This window comes from Rothia gullae, from assembly GCF_024294905.1.
Classification (GTDB): Bacteria; Actinomycetota; Actinomycetes; order Actinomycetales; family Micrococcaceae; genus Rothia.
The window spans coordinates 21,838-46,551 of the sequence record NZ_JANCOC010000015.1 but is presented as its reverse complement, the minus strand read 5'-3'; the positions used below and the strand labels follow the sequence as shown (position 1 = coordinate 46,551).

Here is a 24,714-nt window from a genome sequence, read left to right as displayed (position 1 = left end):
CGGGACTTAAAGGGGTGGGCACGGTATCATTAGAAGAGGTGTGCCTACCCGGATCATGAGGCGGTAGGTCGCCGCCGCGCCGTGAAATCCGGTGCGTATCTTCAAGGCTTTCAAGGAGCACAAAAATGTCAGCTGTCGTGATTGTGGGCGCCCAGTGGGGCGATGAGGGTAAGGGTAAGGCAACCGACCTGCTCGGCCCCCGCGTAGACTACGTGGTCAAGCCCAACGGCGGTAACAACGCCGGTCACACCGTGGTGGTGAACGGCCAGAAGTTTGAGCTGAAGCTACTGCCCGCGGGTATTCTGAGCGAGAACGCCATCCCCGTGATTGGTAACGGCGTGGTTGTTAACCCCGAGGCTCTTTTCGCTGAGATTGAGGGCCTTGAGGCCCGCGGCGCTGACACCTCCCGCCTGAAGATTTCAGCTAACGCCCACCTGGTCGCACCCTACCACCAGACCATGGACAAGGTGACCGAGCGTTTCCTTGGCAAGCGCGCTATCGGCACCACCGGTCGCGGTATCGGCCCCGCCTACATGGATAAGGTTGGCCGCCTTGGCATCCGTGTTCAGGACATCCTGGACGAGTCGATCCTGCGTCAGAAGGTTGAAGGCGCCCTGCGCCAGAAGAACGAACTGCTGGTGAAGGTCTACAACCGCCGCCACGTTGAGGTGGACGAGATTGTCGAGTACTTCATGTCTTACGCTGAGCGTCTGAAGCCGATGATTGTGGACACCACCCAGCTGCTGAACAAGGCACTGGACGAGGGTAAGACCCTGCTGATGGAGGGCGGCCAGGCAACCTTCCTGGACGTTGACCACGGCACCTATCCGTTCGTGACCTCCTCCAACCCGACCTCCGGCGGCGCGTGCGTCGGTTCGGGTGTGGGCCCGACCCGCATTTCTCGCGTGATTGGTATTCAGAAGGCGTACACCACCCGCGTGGGTGCTGGCCCCTTCCCGACCGAGCTGTTCGATGAGATGGGCGAGTTCCTGCGCACCACCGGCGGCGAGTTCGGCGTGAACACCGGCCGCCCGCGTCGTTGCGGCTGGTACGACGCCGTGCTGGCGCGTCAGGCAGTGCGCATCAACGGCTTCACCGACCTGTTCATCACCAAGCTGGACGTGCTGACCGGCCTGGATAAGATCCCGGTCTGCGTGGCTTACGACGTTGACGGTGTGCGCCACGATGAGATGCCGATGACTCAGACTGAGTTCCACCACGCTAAGCCGATTTTTGAGTACTACGACGGCTGGACCGAGAACATTTCGGATGCGAAGAGTCTGGATGAGCTGCCCGAGAACGCCCGCAAGTACGTGCTGAAGCTGGAAGAGATTTCTGGCTGCCGTATCTCCGCGATTGGTGTGGGCCCGGATCGTGACCAGACCATTGTGGTCCGCGACCTCATCAACGAAGACTAAGCGCAATAGCTCAATACGTGAAAGCCCCCGGAGGGTGCCTTACAGGTGCCTTCCGGGGGCTTTTCGTACGTCGGGTGCATGCGCGGTGCACATGATTGGGCGGGTGCATACCGTATGCTGGAAAGAGCGCCCACACACGTGGCGCCAAAGCGTTCAGAGGAGGACAACGATGACCTACATTACCGGAGCCATCTACCCCAGCGGCGACCGCATCCGCATAGGCGCACCCGAAGAAGAAACCCTCAACGCCTACCAGCAGCCCAACACCGCCGTAGCCCTCGGATACGCCAACCCCGACATCCACGAACTACACGGCCTGCAAGAAATCTTCAACCTGCACGAACTCGCCATCGAAGACGCCGGACGAGGCCACCAGCGCGCCAAACTGGAACGATACGGTGACTCCCTCTTCACCGTCATCCGCCCCGCCATCTACCTCGACAAAGAAGAAGAAGTGCGCCTCAGCGAACTGCACCTCTTCACCGGCCCCCGCTACACCCTCGCACTCGTCCGCGACGAACAACGCAGCAACCGCAACATCAACGACCAGTTCAACCTGCTCTACGCCACCCCCGACGCATCCCCCGCCCGACTGCTGCACCGCATCCTCGACAGCACCGTCGACGGGTACGCACCTGTGCTCGACGGCCTCGAAAACGACAACGACGAAATCGAAGACATCCTCTTCTCCACCAACGAGCGGCGAGACGCCAACTCCCTCGCACAGCGCATCTACGAACTGCTCAACCAGGTCATCGACTTCCAGCGTGCCTGCCGACCCCTCGAATCCATGATCAGCCGCATTATCGAAGGGATGCGCACCGGCGCGCTCGACCCCTCACCCTACCCGGGCGCATCCGACGAAGAAAAGAACGAAGAAGCGGTCGAGCTTGCCCGGCAATTCCGCAACGTGCTCGACCACGTAACCCAAACAAAAGAACGCCTCGAAGACCTTCGCAGCTCCCTCGAAAACGCCCTGCGCGTGCACGACACCCTGCTCGGTCAGCAACAGAACGACGACACCAAGAAAATTTCCGCCTACGCGGCACTGCTCATGGTGCCCACCATTGTTGGCTCGGTGTACGGCATGAACTTTGAGGTCATGCCCGAGCTCAAGTGGGAGTTCGGCTACCCCGCCGCGCTGCTACTCATGGTGGGTTCCTGCCTGCTTCTCTACTGGTTCTTCAAGAAGAACAAATGGCTCTGATATGTGCGTATGCCGCATAAGGCATACACGATATACCTTATGCGGCGCGGTCGTACTGGGCACGCATTGCTCGGCGGCAATCACGACGCTCACGCTTGAACTTCTTATACACAGCCTCCGAATCGGCAAACATGTAGAAGTCCTCCGGCTCAGCCGACAGACCCAAAGTCGACAGCTCAACCAGCGACAGCATCGCGTAGAACATCTCGAGGCGCAGCTCAAAATTGCAGGCACCCGGAGCGGACTCCACCGCGAACACGCCGCCGGTGCACTCCAACGCGCGCATCGCCCAGTGCTGAGTCCACAGGTCACCATTGATCGGGCTCACACCCAGGCGAGTCAACGCCAGGCCGGTACCCTGCACACGCTCAAAGCGCAGGCACATCTCCAGGTCCTTTTCCAGGGGGAACACGAACAGCAGAGCGTTCTGTGCCGCCGCACGCAGCTCAGCCAGGTTCGCCTCGTAACCGGAAGCACCCTGAGTCAGGTGACGCATCACGCGGCCCATCGTCGAAGAGGCCGGCGCGGTGCGGAAGCATGAACCGTCAGCCACCAGTTGCTCCAGAACGCCGCGGAGCTCCTCCACGTTGAAACGCTCCATACGGACGATGGTGCCCGCCTGCATCAGCAGGTTGAACTCTGCATCACGGCACAGCTGCTCATCGGCGGTGCAGGAAATCTCTGCGTTTGCGTACTGGCTCTCGTGAGTGGTGTTGTCCATGACCGTTCCTTCCGTAGATGCTGAATCAACCTAGCGGCAACACCGCAGGAGACGGTGTGCCCGGTCGGAAGGATCGTCCCTTCCAACACCTACACTCTATGAGCGACCCCTGACACGATAAGCAGTTTTTAATCTACCCCGGGGTAAAACTGGGAAAATTCTGAAAAAATCTGAAACCACCCGTGAAACCCAGTGAAACCGCCCGTGGAAACTACCCGTGAAACCCCGTGAAACGCAGAAAACCGGGTGCCTTCCTACGTGACCGGAATCGGTGCTTTCTGCACGCTTGGCACCTGCTTTCGCACCTAATTGTCGCCGCCGAATGCACTCGTGACCGGAATCTGGGCGCGCCCGCCCGAAATAGGGTCTAATGGAGGTAGAAGGCGCAGCGGTACCGTTGCCCGCGCCTGACACACCGAATCTTCCACACCGATTAATTCACCGACGAAACGAGCACGCAATGCCGAAGAACAAGCCCTCCGAAGAGACCCTGGCGCAGGCACGCCGCGTCATCGACGCACTCAACGAGCGTGGCGCCCGCAAGCAGGCAATCCGCCTGAAGGTAACCCTCCCCGACGCCCCGCTGCCGCAGACTGCATCCAAGTTTGGTGGCCGCCCGTACTTGCCCGCCGGGGAGTCTGCGCCGACCAATGAGAAGGGTGAGCCGCTGGGCATGATTGCGCAGATTAACTGCGCTGAGCTGCCCGAGAATGACCTTTTCCCGACCACCGGCATGCTGCAGTTCTGGATTAACCCCAACGATGAAGAATGCATGTGGGGTTACGACTATGAGAACCCGCTCTCGCAGAAGAACCACCGCGTCGTCTACTACGAGACGCTGGATGAACCGAACCCGGATGCCCCGTTCCCGACCGTGAACTGGGATGACTATGGTTGGCCCTTTGGCCGTGACGGCAAGGGTACTGCCGAGGAGGTTGTTGAGTACTCACTCGCCTTCGAACCCTGGGAGCAGGGCTTCCTGGATGGCGGCTACGAAATCTACGACCAGTTCGCTGATATCTGGGACGAGATGTACCCGGACCAGAAGCTGCCCGAGGAACCGAACGCACGCGGTGACGCCTCCTACAACCTGCTGGAGCCCTTCGAATCGGAGGAGAGAGATTACTCGCATATCGGCGGCTACCCCTCGTTCGTGCAGGAGGACCCGCGTGACGAGTTCGAGGAGCTACGCGGCCACACTGTGAACCTGCTGACCATCGAATCGGAGTGGGGTGAAGACGCCGAGGAGGGCGTGTACGTGATGTGGGGTGATGCCGGTGCGGCGAACTGGCTGATTACTCCGGAGGCGCTTGCCGCCCGCGACTTCTCGCAGGTCGTCTTTGAGTGGGCCTGCGGCTAGACACCGTACTACTTTCACACCGCCACATCATCAATGAGGAGACCCTAAAATGTTTGACAACAAGCCGTTCGAGGACATCGAAAAGCAGGCGAAGCACGTTATTGACCTGCTCAACCAGGAGGGCGCCCGTAAGAAGGCTATCGCCCTGAAGCCCTTCGTTCCCGCCGAACCCTTGCCGCAGACCGCATCCAAGTTTGGTGGCCGACCGTACCTGCCCGCTGGCGAGTTGCCGCCGACCAATGAGAAGGGTGAGCCGCTGGGCATGATTGCGCAGATTAACTGCGCTGAGCTGCCCGAGAATGACATTTACCCGGCGACCGGTATGTTGCAGTTCTGGATTAACCCGAACGATGAAGAGTGCTTGTGGGGCTTTGACTACGAGAACCCTCTTTCGCAGAAGAATCACCGCGTCGTCTACTACGAGACGTTGGGTGAGCCGAACCCGGATGCCCCGTTCCCGACCGTGGACTGGGACGAAGGCGGTTGGCCCATTGGTGGTTTCGACTGTGAGAGCGGCCCGCTCGAAATTGAGTACGGCATGACCTTTGAGGTGCGTGAGCAGGGTGTGACCGCCTCCGGCTACGACTACTACGATGTTTTTGGTGCGAAGTGGGATGAAACCTACCCGGATGAGTTGCTGCCCGAAGCGCACGAGAACCCGTATAAGAACCAGCCTCGCCGCGAAGCTCTCTACGAGTTGACGGAGCCTTTCGAATCGGAGGAAGAGTACTCCCACGTGGGCGGATACCCGTTCTTCGTGCAGAATGATCCGCGTGACGAGTTCGAGGAGCTGCGTGGCCACACGGTGAACCTGCTGACCATTGTTTCCGAATCGGAGAACGAGGAGAACGAAGATGAGGAGATTGAGATCATGTGGGGTGATGCCGGTGCGGCGAACTGGCTGATTACTCCGGAGGCGCTTGCCGCCCGCGACTTCTCGCAGGTCGTCTTTGAGTGGGCCTGCGGCTAAACGTGGTTTTGGTTGACTAGTCGAAAGGGGAGAGAAATAGAGAATAACCGCTCTATTTCCCTCCCCTTTTTGTGTACCTTTTATCGGGCACGTCTAAGCAGCGCGATACTTACGGTTCTTACTACGCGGCGGAGCCGTAGGAACAATCAGCTTCGCCTCCACAAGACGGCGCAGATCATTCGTAATGGAGGTACGTGAAGCGCCCCGACCCCAATGCTCTTGGATATACGCCGTGGAAACAGCCTCGCCCTGTGAACGCAGGCCGCGCACAATACCAGCCTGGCGTTCGCTGAGGCCGTCAAGCGACGCATCGGCGCCCGCCGGTTCGACGGCATCGGCTGAATGTTTGCCCGTGGAATGGGTTGCTTGCTGAGTCTTATCCTCAGGTGCGGTCTTCTGTTCCGTAGAAGACACATCCTGCGGGGGCTGCATCAGAGTGACCTGCATATAGAGTAGACGGTCAGCAAACTGGGGAGCGGGCAGACCCGCCTCCTTCAGCGCGCGCAGAACCGTGGGAATACCGGAAGCCCTATTCTCTGCAATCAAACGCCCCGTACCCGGGTCGGGCAGATCAGTCAGAATGCTTGCCAAGTAGCTGTTGCGGGTTGAAGAAACACCGGGCTGACCGAAATCTCGGATAGTCACAGCACCGTAGATACCGCCCGGGCTACGCACCACCAGGCGGTTGGTGTAGAGCTCAACCTGTACCTGTGAGCCGCGCGCACCCGGTGAGTAGTCGCGGTGCATGAGGGCGTTGACCAAGAGCTCGCGGATAGCCTCCAGCGGATACTCGTAGCGCTCAACCCGCCCGATACCGCTACTGTTGAGGCCCTCCATCGTGGACGTTTTGCGCATATTGCGAACCAAAACGCCCATAGCTTCGTCCAACATGGAGGGGATAGGCCCGGTACAGCTGTGATTGTCCAGAAAACGTCGACCGTCCTCAGTGACCTCACCAAGCTCTTCACCGGGAAGAACAACAACGCTCATCATCAGCTGCGGGAAGAACGCCTGCGGGTAGGATCCCATGGCGAGAAGCGCCCCAAGAGTGGGCACTTCTCGGCCCTCAGAATCGATGCGTAGAATGCGTGCCTGCAGAAGAACCTCACGGTCAGAAAGCGCCGCAAAAACGCGAGGTTGCTCCTCCCGGAGGCGAGCGACATAGGCACTCACAAGGGTGGGGGAGAGGTCCTTGAACCTTGCCTCGCTGACCAGCTCCTCGTCGTAGCGGGGCTGACTGCGGCTCTCTAAGAGGCGATCAATCTCGTACTTGGTGAGGCGAATATCGGCCTCGCCGACACGCTGGTAGGAGCCGTTATACATGCCGTGTGCTTCGATGTAGTAAGGCTTCTGCGTCGGGTCGCCGGGGAGTACATCGATGCGCACGATACGGTGTTGCTCGTCTGCCGCCTCAATCTGAATATCTACCGGGGGTCGAGGTGTGATCTTGGAACGGATTGCCTCAACGGATGCGTCGTGGACTGCCTGTGCGTTGAAACCTTCAACTGGCTGTAGACCTTCTGCCGGGTCGGTGAGGCCAAGAAGAATGGTGCCACCGTCTCCATTGGCGAGGGCACTAACGGTTTCAAGAACGGACTTGGGGAACCCGCCAGCTGCAGCTTTGACTTCTACTCGCCCGTTTTCCGCCTGGCTACGGCGTAGGTTTTCGATGAGTTCGGCGGTGTTTGTTTCCATGCATGCTCCCGATGGCTACTTCTTGGTGAACGTCATAGCAACGTCATAACAGCATCATAACAATTTCTGCGATGATGTTGATATGATGCGCTGTCTTCATTACTCTTAGAATCTTAAAAACCCCGGAATTGCAACCTAAAACCGGGCATTCCTATCGGTCTCATTGACCGCCCATCATATCAGCCGTCATAACAACTTCTGTTATGACGGCTGATATGATGCCCCGCCTCACCGAAAATAGCCCGTCATAATCCGCAATAAACGACATATAGGTACCCGCACTTGGTGCGCCCCGCCGCCGGTGGCACAGTATAAAGTCGAGCCACTATCGACTCCCCGCACACAGGCGGGCAGATACACCAGGAGCAAACCAATGGCTGAACACACTTTCGGCTTCCGCACCCGCGCACTACACGCGGGCGGCACCCCCGATGCTGAACACGGTGCCCGCGCGGTCCCGATCTACCAGACTTCCTCCTTCGTCTTCAAAGACGCTGACGACGCCGCGAACCTCTTCTCCCTGCAGAAGTACGGCAACATCTACTCGCGCCTGTCCAACCCGACCGTCGCCGCACTGGAGGAACGCATCGCCTCCCTCGAAGGCGGCATCGGTGCGGTAGCGACCGCCTCCGGCATGGCTGCCGAGTTCATCACCTTCGCGGCTCTGTGCCAGCAGGGCGACCACATTGTGGCTTCTTCCCAGCTGTACGGCGGCACCGTCACCCAACTGGACGTGTCCCTGCGCCGCTTCGGCATTGAAACCACCTTCGTGCCCGGCACCGACCCCGCCGACTACAAGGCGGCACTGACCGAGAACACCAAGGCAATCTACACTGAGATCGTGGCGAACCCCTCCGGTGAGGTTGCCGACCTGGAAGGCCTCGCAGAGGTCGCACACGAGGCGGGTATCCCCCTGGTCGTGGACGCAACCCTGTCCACCCCCTACCTGATCCGCCCCATCGAGCACGGCGCGGATATCGTCATTCACTCGGTCACCAAGTTCCTGGGCGGTCACGGCACCACCCTCGGCGGTATCGTCGTCGAGTCCGGTCGTTTCAACTGGGGTAACGGCAACTTCCCGTCCATGACCGAGCCGGTTCCCTCCTACAACGGCGTGTCCTGGTGGGGTAACTTCGGTGAGTTCGGTTTCCTGACCAAGCTGCGTTCTGAGCAGCTGCGTGACTTCGGTCCGTCGCTGAGCCCGCAGTCCGCGTTCAACCTGCTGCAGGGTGTTGAGACCCTGCCGCAGCGCATGGACGCGCACCTGGCGAACGCTAAGCAGGTTGTCGCCTGGCTGGTTGAGGATCAGCGTATCGCCTACGTGAACTACGCTGGCCTGCCCGACCACCCGCACCACGAGCGCGCGAAGAAGCTGCTGCCGCTGGGTGTCGGTTCCGTGTTCTCCTTCGGTGTCAAGGGCACCGAGAAGGCATCTGGCCGCCTGGTCGGTGGCGAGTTTATTGGCGCATTGCAGCTGGCAAGCCACCTGGCAAACATTGGTGACTCCCGCACTCTCGTGCTGCACCCGGGTTCAACCACGCACCAGCAGCTGACCGCTGAGCAGCTGGCTGCTGGCGGTGTCGGTGAGGACCTGATCCGCATTTCGGTGGGTCTGGAAGACATTGAAGACATCATTTGGGATCTGGACCAGGCGCTGACCTACGCGACCGGACTGAACCACGCCGGTGAGCGTGTGGGCGAGTCCAGTGCAGACAAGGTTGTGGAGGCTGAGGAGGCGGTTGCCGCCGCTAAGGCCGCCGAGGATGCTGCCGCCGCTGAGGCTGCTGCTGGCGCATCCTGCTCCCTGCCTACTACCACTCAGGAGGAGAAGTAATGACTGAGAAGCGTACCTGGGTGGGTCCTTCCGCCCCTGAGCGTCTGAACATTCTGCATAATACCCGCACGATTGCGATTGTGGGTATGAGCGATAAGATTTCGCGTGCTTCGTACTTTGTGGCAACGTACCTGCAGTCGGCGTCGCCGTACAAGCTGTATTTTGTGAACCCGATTCTGGCGGCGAAGGGCAAGCTTGTGCTGGGTCAGCCGGTGTACCCGTCGCTGCAGGATCTGCCGGAGGTCCCGGATCTGGTGGAGATTTTCCGCCGTGATGAGGACCTGCCGGGCGTGGTTCAGGAGGCTGTGGATCTGGGCGCGAAGACCGTGTGGATGCAGCTGGGCTCATGGAGTGAGGAGGCTGCCGCGATTGGTGAGGCTGCCGGCCTGAACGTGGTGATGGATAAGTGCGTGAAGATTGAGCACGCGCGTTTCCACGGTGGCCTGCACCTGGCTGGTTTCAATACGGGCGTGATTTCTTCGAAGCGTCAGGTGCTGTCGAAGTAAGCAACCTGTGCTGTATAAGCCGCTGCGGCTTGTAATTACAAAGAATCAGGCGCTTACAAGCGTTTGAGCGGAAGGGGGCGTACCCGGGGTGATTCCCGGGTGCGCCCCTCCTTCTATGTCCGGTGTAATACCCGGTGTAGTGCCCGGCAGGGCATCTGGCGTGTTTGGGCGAGATTGAAGGCGCAGTATCGCCCCTAGTGGGGGAGTATTCAGCTTTGAGGTAAACCTTAGCTCTATGCTCTGGGGTGCTGAGCCGGTATCCTAGTGTGGAGCCCGGCGGCCGGTACTCAGCACACACGCGTACCGACCGCTGGGTCTTTTCACGCGCGAAATATGACGAAATATATGTCTAAAATGTCGAAATATAACGCAGTTTTTTAGTCATAAAAAGTCACTCAGTCACAGAAAAGAAAAAACTAGTCAGCACCCCAAAAGAGCCCTAAGCTAGCAATATATTTTTTTCCCGCATTTTATGCCCAACCTTAGCCGAGGACAGCATGACCGGATTTACCACGAAGGCAATTCACACTACGGACCGCGACAACCCGTACGGCTCCATCCTGCCTCCGATCTACACGACCACCACCTACGCCCAGCCCTGTGACGGCACCGAAGGCCCCTACGACTACCAGCGCGGCGGCAACCCCACCCGTGCGGCCCTCGAAACCACGCTCGCAACCCTCGAAGGCGCCAAGCACGCCTTCGCCTACCCCTCCGGAATGGGCGCCACCGCTGCCGCCCTCGGCATCCTCAAGGAAGGCGAGACCCTGCTGCTGGGCATGCCCTCCTACGGCGGCACCTACCGCTTCGCGACCATCGAGCTGCCCGCCCGCGGCGTCAAGACCCGCTTCATCGGCGACTTCACGGCCCTCACCGACGAGGACTTCACCGACAACGTGACCATGGTGTTCCTGGAGAGCCCCTCCAACCCGCTACTGCGCGTGAGCGACATTGCCGCCATCGCCGAAATCGCGCACCGCAACGGCGCAATCGTGGTCGTCGATAACACCTTCATGACCCCGCTGCTGCAGAAGCCCCTCGACCTGGGCGCAGACATCAGCGTGCAGTCCGCCACCAAGTACCTGGGCGGCCACGCCGACCTACTCGGAGGTGTCGCCGCAACCAACGATGACGCGCTCGCCGAGCGCCTCTGGCACCTGCAGATGATTACCGGCGCAATGCTTTCGCCCACCGACTCCTACCGCCTGCTGCAGGAAGTCAAGACCCTCAAGCTGCGCCTGACCCAGCAGCAGAAGAACACCATCGAGGTCATCAACTACCTGGAGGCGCACCCCGCCGTGAAGCGCGTGCTCTACGCGGGTTCGCACAGCGAGTATGAGGCGCAGGTGCACGCCCGCCAGGCGAACGGCCTGGGCGCGCTCATCTCCATGGAGCTGGTGGACGGCGCAGACCTGCCCGCCTTCCTCGAAGCCCTGAAGATTTTCAGCCACGCGGTGAGCCTGGGCGGTATCGAATCGCTGGTGGTTCGTCCCGCGCTCATGGTGCAGGCAGCCTATACGCAGGCGCACCGCGATGAATACGGCGTGAGCGACAATCTTATCCGCCTGGCCATCGGCATCGAGGAGATTGAGGACATTATCGAGGATTTGGAGCGTGGCCTGACCGCAGCCCTGGCGCATCAGGCATAGTACCTGAACATGAGGCACCGCACGACCGTATCGCGTGATTCGAGGTACCCCAAATACGCGGTGTAATTTCACCCATAATAATTACTCAAAATACCCGGATTAACGTATTTCTTTCAATTTAAAAGAATGTTTTTGATTCGGGTATTTTGTGTACCCTCACTGCATTTTTATATGACGTTGTGTGAACATATTAACCCCCGTGACTCGGGGTTAGAACGGCATAAAAAATGCGGGTAGGGTAAATCCCGGATACACGACGAATACCAGCTACGCCCGCGTTCGGGGTAGCCCGAACGGAGGAGAACCACCATGAGCCAGCGGAACCAGCTCGAACCGACCGGGTTCACGACCCGCACCATCCACGCCGTGCACGATGCCCGCTACGATGCGTCCGTGCCGCCGGTCTACCTGGCTAGCACCTTCGGTACCGCAGGTGAGGATACCACCTACATGTACCAGCGTGGCGCGAACCCCACCCGCGATAACCTGCAGGCGACCCTCGCCGCGCTCGAGGGGGCCGAGCACGCCTACGCGTACCCCTCCGGCATGGCGGCCACCGCGGCGGCCCTCGGCGTTCTGGAGGCGGGCGACACCCTGCTGCTGGGCATGCCGACCTACGGCGGCACCTACCGCTTCGCGACCACCGAGCTGACTAAACGCGCCGTGAAGACCCGCTTCATCAGCGACTTCACGACCCTGAGCGATGAGGACTTTACCCCGGACGTGAAGGTCGTCTTCCTAGAGACCCCCACGAACCCTACCTTGCAGGTCACCGACATTGCCGCGGTTGCGGAGCTGGTGCACCGCCACGGCGCCCTGCTGATCGTGGACAATACCTTCATGACCCCCTACCTGCAGCGTCCCCTGGAGCTCGGCGCGGACATCACCGTGCAGTCCGCTACCAAGTTCCTGGCCGGCCACGCCGACCTGCTCGCCGGTGTTGCGGCCACGAACGACCCCGACCTGGCCGTTCTGCTGCACCGCGGTCAGCTCGTCAGCGGCGCGTTGCTGCCCCCGATTGACTCCTACCGCCTGCTGCAGGACGTGAAGACCCTGGCTCTGCGCCTGGAACGCCAGCAGCAGAACGCCCGCGAGCTCATCGAGTTCCTCTCTGAGCGCCCCGAGGTCGAGAAGATTTTCTACGCCGGCAGCTCCTCCGAGGAACAGACGGAGGTGCAGTCCCGCCAGGCCCGCGGCATCGGCTCCGTCTTTTCGCTGCTGCTCAAGGACGGCGGCGACGCGCAGGCCTTCGCCCGTTCCCTGCCCATCTTCGTGAACGCCGTGAGCCTGGGTGGCATCGAATCGCTCGTGAGCCTGCCCGCGCACACCACGCATAGCGCCTACGCCCAGGAGCACCGCGACGAGTTCGGCGTGGATGACCGCCTCGTGCGCCTGGCAATCGGCATTGAGGATGTTCAGGACCTCATCGCGGCCCTGGAGATTGGTCTGAAGGCCGCCTTCGCCGGCTAGGTTCGTGCCGCCGGTCCATACCGCTGGCGAACGTCGCCGGTCCATACCGCAGATTTCAACTTATACACCACACATTAACGTAGATTAAGGAACCAAGAATGACCGTTCTTAACACCTCCGCTGTGCTGAACCGACGCTCCCTGCTACTGGGCGCGGCCCTTGCCGGAACCACCGGCCTGCTCGCCGCCTGCTCCGGCGGTAACGGCTCCAGCGCAGGCTCCGCACAGAGCTCCTCCAACCTGCTGGAGTCCATCAAGTCCGCGGGCAAAATCCGCATCGGCGTGGAGGGTACCTACCGCCCCTACACCTACCACGACGCCTCCGGTAAGCTCGCCGGCTTCGAGTACGACATCGCCGAGACCCTCGCCAAGGACCTGGGCGTGACCGCCGAGTACATCGAAACCCCCTGGGACTCGCTTATCGCCGGCGTGGACGCGGGCCGCTACGACATCGTGCTCAATAACGTGGCACCCACCGAGGAACGTAAGAAGAAGTACGATTTCTCCGTGCCCTACGCGCACTCCCGTGCTCGCGTGGGCGTGAAGAAGGACTCGAGCCTGAAGAACGCCTCCGAAATCTCCGGCCATAGCGCCGCCCAGAGCGCCACCAGCAACTACCGCAAGCTCGTGGAGGAACGCGGCGCCACCATCATCGAAGTCACCGGCTTTGACGAGGCTATCGAGCAGGTGCTCACCGGCCGCGCCGAGCTGACCGCCAACGACTCCGTGTCCTTCGCCGAGTACTTCAAGGAGCACCCGGACGCCAACCTGCGCCTGCTGGAGGGCGAGGTCGGCCCCGGCACCAACGTCGCCGTTCTGCTGCCCAAGAACCAGACTGCGCTGAAGGATGCGATTGACGCCTCCATCAAGAAGCACCTGGGCAACGGCGACTTCAAAGCAATTTTCGAGAAGCATGTGAGCGAAGATTTGAGCCCCGCCTCCTAAGCTTTCGTGAAAGGCTCGGAAGGGGCCCGGAAAGGGCTCACCCGCCAGGACTTCTGAAATTGCGTCGTGGTTGATGTCTCCGTGGCTTATCCTGCACCGATGAGAGAATATGACGGAATGTTACGTTGAATTCTTTCCCACGGGGAATAGCTGTAGGATAGCCAGCGTTGCACCCGCAGAGAAGGGGCACACCGCACGATGCCCCCGGGTTACCGCAGGGTGACAACCCGCAACTACAAGAGCATCAATCACCACACGAAAGAAGAACACTATGTCCGCAATGATTAACCGCCGCACCGTCCTCGCAGGCTCCGCATTCACCGGCCTGGCTGCACTGCTCGCAGCGTGCGGTTCGTCCAGCAGCAGCACCGCATCCAGCACCAACAAGCTGGAGGCCATCAAGTCTGCCGGTAAGATCCGTGTGGGCATGGAGGGCACCTACCGCCCCTTCTCCTTCCACGATTCGAACGGCACCCTGGTCGGTTTCGAGAAGGAAATCATCGACCTGGTCGCTAAGGACCTGGGTGTGACCGCAGAGTTCACCGAAACCCCCTGGGATTCCCTGATTGCCGGCGTGGACGCTAACCGCTACGACATCGTCATCAACAACGTTTCTGCAACCGATGAGCGCAAGCAGAAGTACGACTTCTCCGTACCCTACCTGTACTCCGAGCCGAAGGTTGCCGTGAAGAAGGATTCTTCCCTGCAGAACGTGAGCGAGATTTCCGGTCACTCCTCGGCGCAGTCTGAGACCTCGAACTTCCGCAAGATGGTGGAGGCGAAGGGCGCCTCGATCGTGGTTGTTTCCGGTTTCGATGAGGCTATCGAGCAGGTCCTCTCGGGCCGTGCAGAGATGACCGCGAACGACTCCGTGTCCTTCGCCGAGTACTTGAAGGAGCACCCGGACGCTAACCTGCGCCTGCTCTCCGGTGACCTGGGCACCGGCAGCAACTCCTCCATCCTGCTGCCTAAGGGTCAGGACGCCCTGCGTAACGCTATCGACGAGTCGCTGAAGAAGCACCTAGAGAACGGTGACATCAAGGCGATTTACGAGAAGTACGTGGGCGAAGACCTCTCCCCGAAGAACTAACACTCTCATAAGGAGCTGAGTTCCGCGCATGGAACGCTACCTCAACCTCTGGGCAGAATCACTGCCGCAGCTGCTGACCTCGACGGTGGCAGTGACCATTCCGCTATCGCTCATCTCCTTCGCGCTAGCGCTGCTGGTGGGCATCATCTCTGCCGGCGCGCGCACGAGCCGCTTCGCCCCGGTGAACTGGCTGGCCTGGCTGTATATCTGGGTCTTCCGCGGCACCCCGCTGCTGGTGCAGCTGTTCATCGTCTTCTACGGCCTGCCGAAGGTCGGTATTGCCCTGGACGTGTGGAGTGCCGCGATCATCACGATGAGCCTGCACACCGGCGCGTACGTGGCGGAGACGTTCCGTTCCGCGGTGGCGGCTATTCCGCGCGGTCAGTTTGAGGCGGCGGCAACCCTGAACTTCACCCGCATGCAGACCCTGCGCCACGTGGTCATTCCGCAGGCGGTACGTATTGCTCTGCCGAACCTGGGCAACAACTTTATCGACCTGATCAAGGGCACTTCGCTGGTGTCGGTCATTTCGATGGTTGACCTGTTCCAGACCGGTAAGCAGATTGCGTCGCGTACTTTCGAGCCGCTGGCAATGTACTCCGAGGTTGCCATCATTTACCTGGTGATTTTCACTCTGCTGACCGCCGCACAGTCGGCATTGGAGAAGTACAGCAACCGTTACGTGAGGAGCAACAATGCTTAGCGTTGATTCCCTGTCGAAGAGCTTCGGTACGACGCAGGTGCTCAAGAACATCAGCCTGGACATCCCCGACGGTGAGACCACGGTGATTCTGGGCCCCTCCGGTAGTGGTAAGTCTACTCTGCTGCGTTGCCTGAACCTGCTGGAAACCCCACAGTCCGGCACGCTCACCATTGACGACGCGCAGGTGGATTACAGCCAGAAGCTCACCGACGCGCAGGTGCGCGATATTCGTTCCCGTTCGGCGATGGTGTTCCAGCAGTTCAACCTGTTCCCGAACTACACGGCGTTGAAGAACGTGGCGCTCGCCCCGACCCTCAACGGCACCCTGAGCGCTCAGCAGGCGCAGGAGCGTGCCCGCGAGCTGCTGGCGAAGGTGGGTCTTGCCGACAAGGTAGATTCCTACCCGGATGCTCTCTCGGGTGGTCAGCAGCAGCGTGTGGCGATTGCCCGCGCCTTGGCGCTGGAACCCTCCTACCTGCTCTTTGATGAGCCGACGAGTGCGCTGGATCCCGAGCTGGAGGCGGAGGTTATCCGCGTGCTCATGCAGCTGGCGAAGGAGGGTCGCTCCCTGGTCATCGTGACGCACAATATGGCGTTTGCGAAGAAGGTTGCGGACCGTATCGTGTTCCTGGAGAACGGCACCCTGCGCTATAACGGTGAGCCGACCGGTTTCTTTGCTTCGGACGACGAGCGTATCCGTAAGTTCTTGACGGTGTATGACAGCACCGAGTACACGATTTAGTCGTACTGCACATAGTAAATATGGGCTGGTTTCTGCCGGTCAGATAATCATCTGACGTGCGGAAACCAGCCCATATTCTATATTCAGCATATATTGTTTTTACTCTGAAAGCCTCTTAGAACGGCGGTACTCCTCCAGCTGCTCAGCATTAATCACCTCAAGCTGCTCAGTGAGCGGCTCACCGGGCGACCAACCCTCATTAGCCACCGTATAATCCTCACGCCTGAACAGAGTGAGAAAACGCGGGCGAGGTACACGCAGCTCAGCCGGGGTGGTCGGCAACTGCCAATTCTTCGCGTGTGAGAGCACACCCAGCACCAAACACATCAGAATGGACAGACCCATCGCCAGGTTCGGGCGGTGGAAGAAACCAGACACAATCGCCGTCTCGGTCGCACCCACAAACGCGACCGTCGCGTACAGCGAGTTACCGCCAAAAATTGCCGGAATGCGGTTGACCATAATGTCACGGATAACGCCGCCACCGACCGCGGTGGTGACACCCAGCGCGATAGCGGGCAGCCAGTGCAGACCCAAGTTAAGGGACTTAATGGTGCCGGTTGCTGCCCACGCGCCCATACCGACGAAGTCAATAATGAGCATGGTGCGGGTTGCCCAGCGGGCACTCAAATCGAGGCTGTACGCCAGAATCGAGGAGCCGATAGCGCCAACCCAGTAGCCGCTGTCGGTGAGAGCCACCGGCAGACCGGAATTCAGTAGGATGTCACGGATCATACCGCCGCCCATGCCGCAGGCGACCGCGAGTAGCAGGAAGCCCACAATGTCGAACCGGAAGGCGCGCGCCACGGCACCGCCGAGCAGGCCGTTAGCGACAACGGCGGCAATGTCGACGATGCGGAATACCTGGTTTGGGTCAAAGAGCTCGTGCATGAGCGTTCTCCTGCGTACGTGATGCGTGTGCTGTGGGGTGCCGGTAAGGCGCGCGCACGGGGGTCGGGTGACGACGTTATCACCGCATCCGGCTCTGTCTGCCTGCACGCGTACCTGAAATGGCACCGATTTATTGTAGACCCGCCGCCGCCTCTGCTCCTAGTTGAAAGGTGCTCATAATGAGCTCTGAGACGTAACGGAGAAGCTTGTGGGCGCGCTAAAAGATGGGCGTAAAATAAGTGAATCTCCACCCCCAATGCTGTGAGGCGCGACCTCACTATTGTGTGGTGCGCTCATCCGGGAGGGGCGGTAGGTACGACACGCAATATTCACGATCATATAGTTTATAGAATCTAGGGTTTATGACCTCATCTTCTTCTGTCCCTGCCCATCCAGATAGCTGCGGGGCGAAGCGCACCCTTCTGCTGTACATCACGCTCAGCGCTCTCATGGCGTGTACTGCCCTCGCAACGGATATTTTCCTGCCGGGAGTTCCCGAAATCACCGCAGAACTCGGTTCCGGCGAAGAACTCATGATTACCAGCTTCCTGCTGGGTTTCGCGTCTGCACAGCTGATTCTGGGCCCGGTGAGCGACCGTGTGGGCCGTAAGATTCCACTCTCTGCGGGCATGATTGTTTTTGCCCTCGGCGCCGCATGGTGTGCTGTTGCTGACACCATGCCCGAGCTCATCATCGCCCGTATTCTGCAGGCGGTTGGTGCCTGCACCGGCCCGATGCTGGCGCGCGCTATCGTGCGTGACTTCTACGAGGGAACTCGCGCCGCGCAGGTGCTCTCCACGCTCATGCTGATTATGGCGCTCGCCCCGATTCTCGGGCCGCTCATGGGTGGTTTCCTGGTGGTGGCTGGCGGCTGGCGTTGGACTTTCTGGGCTATTGCTGCCGTTGCACTCATTATTTTCGGGCTGATTCTGTTTTTGCCCGAGTCCTTGCCTCCGGCGAAGCGCGATAGCGGCTCGATTCTTTCGGCGTTTGTGAACTACCCGGTGCTCTTTAAAAACGGCCCGTTCATGCGTTACGTGCTGTGCGTGTGCTTCTACTACATTTCCATTTACGCGTTTATCACGAACTCTTCGACCGTGTACATCACCCACTTCGGCGTGGATCCGCGCTACTACGGTCTGCTGTTCGGCATGAACATGATTGGCGTGATGAGTCTGACCGCTTTCAACAAGCGGTGGGTAAAGAACTACAGCCTGCGCGGCATCCTCAAGGTCGCCACCCTGGTCGCCACTGCGGCGGGTGTGGCGCTTGCTACCACTGGCGTGACCGGTGTGGGTGGCCTGTGGGGTGTGGTGGTCACGGTGTTCTTCGTGTTCGGCATGAATGGTGTGGTGGCGGCCTGCACGAACGCGGCAGCTTTGAACTCGGTGGAGCCCGCTATCGCCGGTACGGCTGCGGCGTTGCTGGGGTCCTTCCAGTACGGTAGCGGCATCATTTCTTCGCTGCTGTTGGCGTTGAGCCCCCTGAATGCGGTGGAGTCTATGGCGATCATGATGTTTGCCGGTGCGGCGCTGTCGGCGCTCATGGCGTGGCTACCCTCCCGTAAGCGGAGCGCTCGCTAAGCTGGGTCTAGACGAATACTAGAGTCATGTGGCCCGGTCGTTTGATAGACCGGGCCACATCGTAAATCGTTATCTGCGTAAGGTGAAAGGAGCTGCCGTGACGGTATCGCGTGACGAAGTTTTCGAAATCCTGCGGGGCGTGGTGCCCCGCCTGGAGGAGGCGCTTCCCGGCTGGTCGGTGCGCCCCAATATCACGGGTACCGGCGCGGTGGGGCTTTACCTGGACGGCCCCGCAATCTACCGGGACGACGAGCCCCTGGCCGGTGTGAACGCCGAGGGTGAGCCGGTCGTTCGGCACCTGTGCGGTACGATTCAGACCGCCGACCGCGGCCTGCCGCAGGAGCTCGGGCAGGTGCGCTACCAGTACATCCTGGGTGTGAGCGTGGCGGAGCACGAGAGCGAGTATCCAGAACTGGCCGACCTGGCGAGCGTGGGGGAGCCGAGCTGGGTTCCTGCGCTGAGGGCCCTGGAGGCGCTGGTGGAGTCCGAGGGCCGCGAGGCGCTGTGCATCAGCCGCGGCGGGTACGTGCCGGGTCGCCGCGCCCTGGGTAAGCGCCGTGTGGCGCTGCGGCGCGAGTTCTTCCCCGGTAAGCCCTGGCTGGGTTTGGGCACGATTGACTGGTGTGCGGGCGTGCGCTCGACCCCGGTGTACGCCGGGGATCTGGTGGCTCTGGTGGCCGCGGCGACCCGCCTGGCGAGCGGCTGGGATGCCGCCCTTCGAGCGGACTCGGCGACCAGCTGAAACAAAAGTAGCTAAAACAAAGCGGCGCATCCGACCCGTAAAGGGGTGGACGCGCCGCTTCTGTGTAAGCTCTAACGCTTAGTGGGTTTAGCCCAGTGCCTCAGCCAGCTGAATGCCCTGTGCCACGCCACCGAGGGTTGCAGCAATACGGATCAGGTCGTTGACCTGCTCCTTGGTTGCGCCCTCTTCACGCAGGGTGTGCTCGTGAGCCTCAACGCAGTGGGAGCAGCCGTTGACTGCGGATACTGCCAGAGCGAACATCTCGAAGTCCAGCTTCTCAATGCCACCGTTCTTACCGATAATCTGCATACGCAGGTTTGCGCGCTGGTCATCGTATGCACCGTTCAGGAAGCCACGGGTGCGGTAGAAGATGTTGTTCATGCCCATGATGGATGCAGCACCCAGAGCAGCCTCGTAAGCGGTGTCGCTCAGGTGTTCCTTAGCCTCTGCAGCAATCTCAACAACAACAGAGTCAACCTTGGTTGCTGCTGCGGTTGCGAGGATTGCGCCCCAGAGCTGCTGCTCGGACAGGGAGGTGATGCGGGGCAGGGAGGACAGGTTGAGGTTCATGTCCTTCGCGTAGGAAGGCAGAGCCGAACGCAGGTTATCGATGCTCATGGATTACTTCATCTCCTTGAATGCGTCAATGGTCTCTGCACCCTTCTTCCAGTTGCATGCGCACAGCTCGTCGGACTGCAGTGCGTCCAGCTGGCGGAGCACCTCGTCGGTGTTACGGCCGACGGAGTCAGCGGTGATGGAGACCGACTGGATGGTGTTGTTGGGGTCGATGATGAAGGTTGCGCGGTCTGCAACGCCGTCCTTGTTCAGGATGCCCAGTGCTGCGGTCAGTTCGCGCTTGAGGTCGGATGCCATGACGATGGGCAGATCCACGAGCTCTTCGTGAGAACGGCGCCATGCGTAGTGGGTGTACTCGTTGTCAACGGAAACACCGATCACCTGGGTGTCGCGTGCCTCGAACTCGTCAGCGAGCTTGCCGAATGCTGCAATCTCGGTGGGGCAAACGAAGGTGAAGTCCTTCGGCCAGAAGAAGACGACGCGCCAGGTGTCTTCGTCCAGGCCCTCGGAGGAGACGGTGGTGAAGTAGTCTTCGGGCTTGGTTGCTTCGATGTCAGCCAGCTTACCGGGGACAACGCCGGTGAGCTCGTATGCGGGGAACTGGTCCCCGATGGTCAGAACTGCCATAGTGTTCTTCTTTCTGCTTCGTGTCGCGCGGATTTATTGCGCGGCGCTTGTTCTTACTGCCCAGTGGGTGGGATTGATAACCATTTTATTATGAATAATTCATAATAATCAAGTGATGAGGCATTAAAACAGAAGTGTTTAACTATGATTTGCATCACTGATTATTCTGGGATGCTCACAAAAGCTTTTCCGGGGCACAAACCCCAGGGGTTAAGCTCGAATCATGACCCCCGAACACAGTAACTTCTCACACAGTAACTTCTCAGAACACAGCGAATACGTAGAGCCCAACCAACCCGAACTCATTACCGAACGCCTCACCCTGCGCCACCTGCGCGAGGCGGATATCCCCGACATCGTAGAAGCCTGCCGCGACGAAGAAACCCTCCGCTACACCCGCATTCCACTGAACTACACGCGCGCCGACGCCGAGGACTACCTGCTCACTACCGCCCGCCAGATTGCCGTCGGGCAAATCCAGCGCTGGGCGATTGACGCATCTGGCGTGTTCGCGGGGAGTATCGAGCTGCGCCTACCTGACGGTACCCCCGAAAGCCCCGGAACTCGCGCCGAACTGGGCTATTACGCCGCCCCCAAGGCGCGCGGCAGGGGCTACATGAGTGAGGCGCTGCGAGTCGTCCTCGGCTACGCTTTCGACCCGCTCGGGCTGGGTCTTGAGACCGTCCGCTGGACCGCCCTGGCGGGTAACGAGGCATCCGAACGTGTGGCGGTTAAAGCGGGTTTTACCGGCATCTACGACGATATTGACCCGAACTCCGGCCGCCCCGACGAGAACGGCCACCCGGTGCAGCATCGGGTGCGCCGTGCCGATATGACCCGCGCACAATTTGCGGCGCTCTGGGCAAACTAAGGCGTTAGGGCAAACTGGCGCAGTGTTCTGTGGAGAACCGAGAAACTAACCCGCGCATAGCAAAGGGCGCGTCGGGCGTCTCCTCACAGCAAGGATGACGCCCGGTGCGCCCTAAATAAAGAACGGGGGACTACTACCGAATGCCGAAGCCGCGGAACGAGCCGCTCGGCTCCTCCCACTCGACGAGAACCTCATCCACGCGCCCGGCGGTGTCGTCACCGCGCAGCACATCGACCAGGCGAGCGCAGGAGACGGCGGTACCTTCCGCAACTACCTTCACGCGTCCGTCGTCGAGGTTCTCGGCGTAGCCGGTCAGGCCCATGGGTTTGGCGGTTCCGGCGCACCACCAGCGGAAGCCCACACCCTGTACTTTGCCGCTGACGAAAGCGACGAGGCGGATTTCGGCGGGTTCTGCCGGGGTGCGGTCTGTGAAGAAATCAAAGAAACCCATGGGTCCTCCCGGGGTCATCTCATTGGGGGTGGTCTGATGGGGGTGAGCGCCGGTGGTGGCGCCCGGATTAGCTTCTATAGCTTCAGTCTAGAGGGTGCGAGGTGCATCCGCCTGGTTGCCGCATGCACGTGCCGTGAAGAGCTGAATAAGGGTAGAGCAACCGAAGCCACGCCCTGAAAAGGAGTAACATTAGGGGCATTCACTCAGTTGCAACGCTGAACACACAGATATCTACCCGCATACAACCCATCCCCTGGAGGACCATTGAGTTCACTCCCTAAAAAAGTGCCTCTCGTCGGTAACCCGGCGAAGACACCCTATAAGCCCTGGCCTGCTCTCTGGTCCCTGGTTGTTGGCTTCTTCATGATCCTGGTGGATGGCAATATCGTCACCATCGCCCTACCGCACATGCTGCAGGATTTGGAGGCGTCCCTATCGGCGGGTATGTGGGTGACGAGTGCCTACCTGCTGGCGTATGCGGTGCCGCTGCTCATTACCGGTCGTATGGGGGACCGCTTCGGTCAGAAAAACCTGTACATGATTGGTATGGGTATTTTTACGCTTGCCTCCCTGTGGTGTGGTCTGGCGCCGAATGTTGAGTCGCTGATTACCGCCCGCGTGGTGCAGGGCCTGGGCGCGTCGCTGATGACCCCGCAGACCATGTCTCTGATTACGCTGATGTTCCCGCCGAATGCGCGTGGTGTTGCCATGAGTATTTGGGGTGCGACGGCGGGTATTGCCTCGCTGGTCGGCCCGATTCTGGGCGGCGTGCTGGTGGATACCCTCAGCTGGGGCTGGATCTTCTTCATCAACATTCCGATTGGCCTGGTTGGTTTGTTCCTGGCGTGGCGTAATGTGCCGGTGTTCGAGCAGAAGAAGCACAGCTTCGACTGGTTGGGCGTGGTGCTTTCGGCGGTCGGTCTGTTCCTGCTGGTTTTTGGTATTCAGGAAGGCGCCACCTACGACTGGGGCACCATCACTGACTCGTTCATGGGCACCGGTATTGCGGTGAGTGTGTGGGGTCTAATCATTGCCGGCATTATGGTGCTGGCGCTGTTCATTGGCTGGCAGGCCATTAACTCGCGTGAGCCGCTGGTTCCGCTGAGCCTGTTCAGTGACCGTAACTTCTCCGTATCGAATGTGGCTATTTCGGCTATGGGCGTGGTCGCTATCAGTATGGCGTTCCCGCTGACCCTGTACCTGCAACAGGTGGAGGGCCTGAACCCGACCCAGGCTGCGCTGATGACTGCGCCGCTGGCTTTGTCGTCAGGGGTGTTGGCGCCGGTGGTGGGTGCGCGTCTGAACCGTAACGACCCGAAGTGGGTTGCGGTGATTGGCTTTGTGCTGTTCGTGATTGGTTTTGCTCTGCTGCGCCCGACGATGGTTGCGGACGGCAACTTGTGGCTGATGGTTGGTCCGATGATTATTCTGGGTGCGGCGAACGCCTGCATTTGGGGTCCTCTGTCGGTGTCTGCGACCCGTAACCTGCCGCCGCAGCGTGCCGGTGCCGGTTCGGGCGTGTACAACGAGACCCGTCAGATGGCGTCGGTGCTCGGTTCGGCTGCGATTACCACGATTATGGCGTCTGCGATTACCTCGCACCTGTCTGCGTTGGGTCCTGTCGCTGCAGCGGGCAGTAGCTCTCACGGCAGTGCTGGAGGCGGCGTACTTCCGCAGATGCTGCGTGAACCCTACGCGGCGGCAATGGCGGATTCCATGATGCTTCCGCTGGTTGCTGCGGCAGTGGGCGCAGTTGTGTGTCTGTTTTACGCCTCCATGAAGACTTCTGAGGCGAAGGGTGCCGCACAGAATGCTGAGGTGGATACCACTAAGTAGAAGGCTTATCAGAGCGCTTTTACGTAATGTTCTCCACGTCAACGCGAATACGGTGTGTACACCGGGATAAGGCATATAAGCGCTGTGTATGGTGAAGCGGGTCATTGTTGCTCTGAGGTGTCAAAACCTCACGAAAAACAGTGGCCCGCTGTTCTTTAAGCGGCATCCCGCGCCACCATACTTGTTCGGGGTGCCGCACCACAGTGCATACATAATTCACTCTCACGCACCGGCTGCGTCTGATGACCCAACGGTTCACTCAACGCCACTCACGGCTACTCGCATCATTACGAGGGTCTTCGCGTGCATATATGCGACGAACACAAGAAGAGATACAGATGGCTTTCTCCTTTTCTACTCGTTTTCTACTCGTGCGGCACGCACTGCGCTCGCCTTGGCGGCTCTGCTGGTGTTCAGTACTGTAGCCGCACCTGCCGCTAACGCATACAACCCCAATATTGACGGCAACGGCAAGAAGACTGTGCTGACCGCACCGAACGACTTGAAGACCCTGAAGTTGCAGGCTAAGGGCAAGGAAGTTCAGCAGGGTGCGTACTCTTCCGAGGCGGAGCTTTCCGGCGAGAACGAAAAGAATGAGATGACCGCCGACCGTGCGCGTGCTGAGGGTCTGGTTCCCGCGAAGGACTAGCCTCTAGCGGCTGTCGGTGATGACCGATACGCTGAGCCTTAAACACAGCAAGGGGCCCGGCCGGCCGTAACGGGGGGGGGGGCCGGGGGGGTTTTTTTGGGGGGGTTTGGGGGGGTTTTGCGGTGGGGGGGGGGGGTTGGGGCGCGGGCCCCCCCCGGGGCGGCGGGGGGGGGGGCGGG

At 60.1% G+C, this 24,714-nt stretch carries 23 protein-coding genes; 17 read left to right on the top strand and 6 right to left on the bottom strand.

All coding sequences use genetic code 11. The features are described 5' to 3' along the window. Positions 1 to 125 precede the first annotated feature (125 nt). Both NML54_RS08425 and NML54_RS08420 read left to right on the top strand, forming a co-directional pair. A complete protein-coding gene (locus tag NML54_RS08425) occupies positions 126 to 1,418 on the top strand; it encodes an adenylosuccinate synthase (RefSeq protein WP_254757459.1) in 1,293 nt (430 codons plus the stop codon). Between the two features lie 169 nt (positions 1,419 to 1,587). Further along, positions 1,588 to 2,625: a magnesium and cobalt transport protein CorA gene (locus tag NML54_RS08420; protein ID WP_254757458.1), complete on the top strand. Its 1,038-nt coding sequence runs from the start codon at positions 1,588 to 1,590 to the stop codon at positions 2,623 to 2,625. Positions 2,626 to 2,662: 37 nt separating this feature from the next. On the opposite strand, the gene NML54_RS08415 is transcribed toward NML54_RS08420, so the two are convergent. After that, complete coding sequence (locus tag NML54_RS08415; protein ID WP_254757456.1) at positions 2,663 to 3,346, bottom strand: integrase; 684 nt, start codon at positions 3,344 to 3,346, stop codon at positions 2,663 to 2,665. A gap of 460 nt (positions 3,347 to 3,806) precedes the next feature. Here NML54_RS08415 and NML54_RS08410 point away from each other — a divergent pair, with 460 nt between their 5' ends. Together NML54_RS08410 and NML54_RS08405 are read left to right on the top strand one after the other, a co-directional pair. Then, positions 3,807 to 4,706: a YwqG family protein gene (locus tag NML54_RS08410; RefSeq protein WP_254757454.1), complete on the top strand. Its 900-nt coding sequence runs from the start codon at positions 3,807 to 3,809 to the stop codon at positions 4,704 to 4,706. A gap of 49 nt (positions 4,707 to 4,755) precedes the next feature. Further along, the gene (locus NML54_RS08405; protein WP_254757452.1) at positions 4,756 to 5,676 is read left to right on the top strand and encodes a YwqG family protein; all 921 of its coding nucleotides are present in this window, start codon (positions 4,756 to 4,758) and stop codon (positions 5,674 to 5,676) included. Between the two features lie 93 nt (positions 5,677 to 5,769). Here NML54_RS08405 and NML54_RS08400 read toward each other — a convergent pair whose 3' ends face one another. Further along, entirely contained in the window at positions 5,770 to 7,371 is a 1,602-nt protein-coding gene (locus NML54_RS08400; RefSeq protein ID WP_254757450.1) for an ATP-binding protein, read from the bottom strand. Between the two features lie 373 nt (positions 7,372 to 7,744). On the opposite strand from NML54_RS08400, the gene NML54_RS08395 reads away from it, so the two are divergent. The 8 genes from NML54_RS08395 (at position 7,745) to NML54_RS08360 (ending at position 16,309) form a co-directional block, all read left to right on the top strand. Beyond that, positions 7,745 to 9,205: an O-acetylhomoserine aminocarboxypropyltransferase/cysteine synthase family protein gene (locus tag NML54_RS08395; protein WP_254757448.1), complete on the top strand. Its 1,461-nt coding sequence runs from the start codon at positions 7,745 to 7,747 to the stop codon at positions 9,203 to 9,205. Then, positions 9,205 to 9,711 (top strand): CoA-binding protein, encoded by a 507-nt coding sequence (locus NML54_RS08390; RefSeq protein WP_254757446.1) that lies wholly within the window; start codon positions 9,205 to 9,207, stop codon positions 9,709 to 9,711. The genes NML54_RS08395 and NML54_RS08390 overlap by 1 nt, the downstream gene beginning before the upstream one ends. Positions 9,712 to 10,208: 497 nt before the next feature. Beyond that, a complete protein-coding gene (locus NML54_RS08385) occupies positions 10,209 to 11,360 on the top strand; it encodes a trans-sulfuration enzyme family protein (protein WP_070685184.1) in 1,152 nt (383 codons plus the stop codon). Positions 11,361 to 11,669: 309 nt separating this feature from the next. Next, on the top strand, positions 11,670 to 12,830 hold the full coding sequence (locus NML54_RS08380) for a trans-sulfuration enzyme family protein (protein WP_254757444.1): 1,161 nt from the start codon (positions 11,670 to 11,672) through the stop codon (positions 12,828 to 12,830). Positions 12,831 to 12,928: 98 nt separating this feature from the next. After that, on the top strand, positions 12,929 to 13,774 hold the full coding sequence (locus tag NML54_RS08375) for a transporter substrate-binding domain-containing protein (protein ID WP_049346548.1): 846 nt from the start codon (positions 12,929 to 12,931) through the stop codon (positions 13,772 to 13,774). A 271-nt stretch (positions 13,775 to 14,045) separates the two neighbouring features. Beyond that, complete coding sequence (locus NML54_RS08370; protein ID WP_254757442.1) at positions 14,046 to 14,864, top strand: transporter substrate-binding domain-containing protein; 819 nt, start codon at positions 14,046 to 14,048, stop codon at positions 14,862 to 14,864. 28 nt (positions 14,865 to 14,892) lie between these two features. After that, positions 14,893 to 15,567, top strand: coding sequence for an amino acid ABC transporter permease (locus NML54_RS08365; protein ID WP_049346553.1), 675 nt, complete (start codon positions 14,893 to 14,895; stop codon positions 15,565 to 15,567). Beyond that, positions 15,560 to 16,309 carry an amino acid ABC transporter ATP-binding protein gene (locus NML54_RS08360; RefSeq protein ID WP_254757440.1) on the top strand — a complete coding sequence of 250 codons (750 nt, stop codon included), beginning with the start codon at positions 15,560 to 15,562 and terminating at the stop codon, positions 16,307 to 16,309. Before NML54_RS08365 ends, NML54_RS08360 begins: the two co-directional genes overlap by 8 nt. A 99-nt stretch (positions 16,310 to 16,408) precedes the next feature. Here the strand turns inward: NML54_RS08360 and NML54_RS08355 are convergent, their stop codons facing one another. After that, positions 16,409 to 17,200, bottom strand: a complete 792-nt coding sequence (locus NML54_RS08355) for a trimeric intracellular cation channel family protein (protein ID WP_254757438.1) — start codon at positions 17,198 to 17,200, stop codon at positions 16,409 to 16,411. A gap of 362 nt (positions 17,201 to 17,562) precedes the next feature. Here NML54_RS08355 and NML54_RS08350 point away from each other — a divergent pair, with 362 nt between their 5' ends. Then, entirely contained in the window at positions 17,563 to 18,783 is a 1,221-nt protein-coding gene (locus NML54_RS08350) for a multidrug effflux MFS transporter (protein WP_254757436.1), read from the top strand. 97 nt (positions 18,784 to 18,880) lie between these two features. Continuing rightward, complete coding sequence (locus NML54_RS08345; protein WP_254757434.1) at positions 18,881 to 19,525, top strand: L-alanine-DL-glutamate epimerase; 645 nt, start codon at positions 18,881 to 18,883, stop codon at positions 19,523 to 19,525. An 87-nt stretch (positions 19,526 to 19,612) separates the two neighbouring features. Here NML54_RS08345 and ahpD read toward each other — a convergent pair whose 3' ends face one another. After that, positions 19,613 to 20,143 carry an alkylhydroperoxidase, AhpD family gene (gene ahpD, locus NML54_RS08340; RefSeq protein ID WP_049327399.1) on the bottom strand — a complete coding sequence of 177 codons (531 nt, stop codon included), beginning with the start codon at positions 20,141 to 20,143 and terminating at the stop codon, positions 19,613 to 19,615. Positions 20,144 to 20,146: 3 nt separating this feature from the next. Then, positions 20,147 to 20,728, bottom strand: coding sequence for a peroxiredoxin (locus NML54_RS08335; RefSeq protein ID WP_254757432.1), 582 nt, complete (start codon positions 20,726 to 20,728; stop codon positions 20,147 to 20,149). A 223-nt stretch (positions 20,729 to 20,951) separates the two neighbouring features. Here NML54_RS08335 and NML54_RS08330 point away from each other — a divergent pair, with 223 nt between their 5' ends. Next, on the top strand, positions 20,952 to 21,599 hold the full coding sequence (locus NML54_RS08330) for a GNAT family N-acetyltransferase (protein WP_254757430.1): 648 nt from the start codon (positions 20,952 to 20,954) through the stop codon (positions 21,597 to 21,599). Positions 21,600 to 21,732: 133 nt separating this feature from the next. On the opposite strand, the gene NML54_RS08325 is transcribed toward NML54_RS08330, so the two are convergent. Then, positions 21,733 to 22,050 (bottom strand): acylphosphatase, encoded by a 318-nt coding sequence (locus NML54_RS08325; RefSeq protein ID WP_254757428.1) that lies wholly within the window; start codon positions 22,048 to 22,050, stop codon positions 21,733 to 21,735. 264 nt (positions 22,051 to 22,314) lie between these two features. On the opposite strand from NML54_RS08325, the gene NML54_RS08320 reads away from it, so the two are divergent. Both NML54_RS08320 and NML54_RS08315 read left to right on the top strand, forming a co-directional pair. Further along, positions 22,315 to 23,886, top strand: a complete 1,572-nt coding sequence (locus NML54_RS08320) for a DHA2 family efflux MFS transporter permease subunit (protein ID WP_254757426.1) — start codon at positions 22,315 to 22,317, stop codon at positions 23,884 to 23,886. Between the two features lie 394 nt (positions 23,887 to 24,280). After that, entirely contained in the window at positions 24,281 to 24,535 is a 255-nt protein-coding gene (locus NML54_RS08315; protein ID WP_254757424.1) for a hypothetical protein, read from the top strand. Positions 24,536 to 24,714 lie beyond the last annotated feature (179 nt).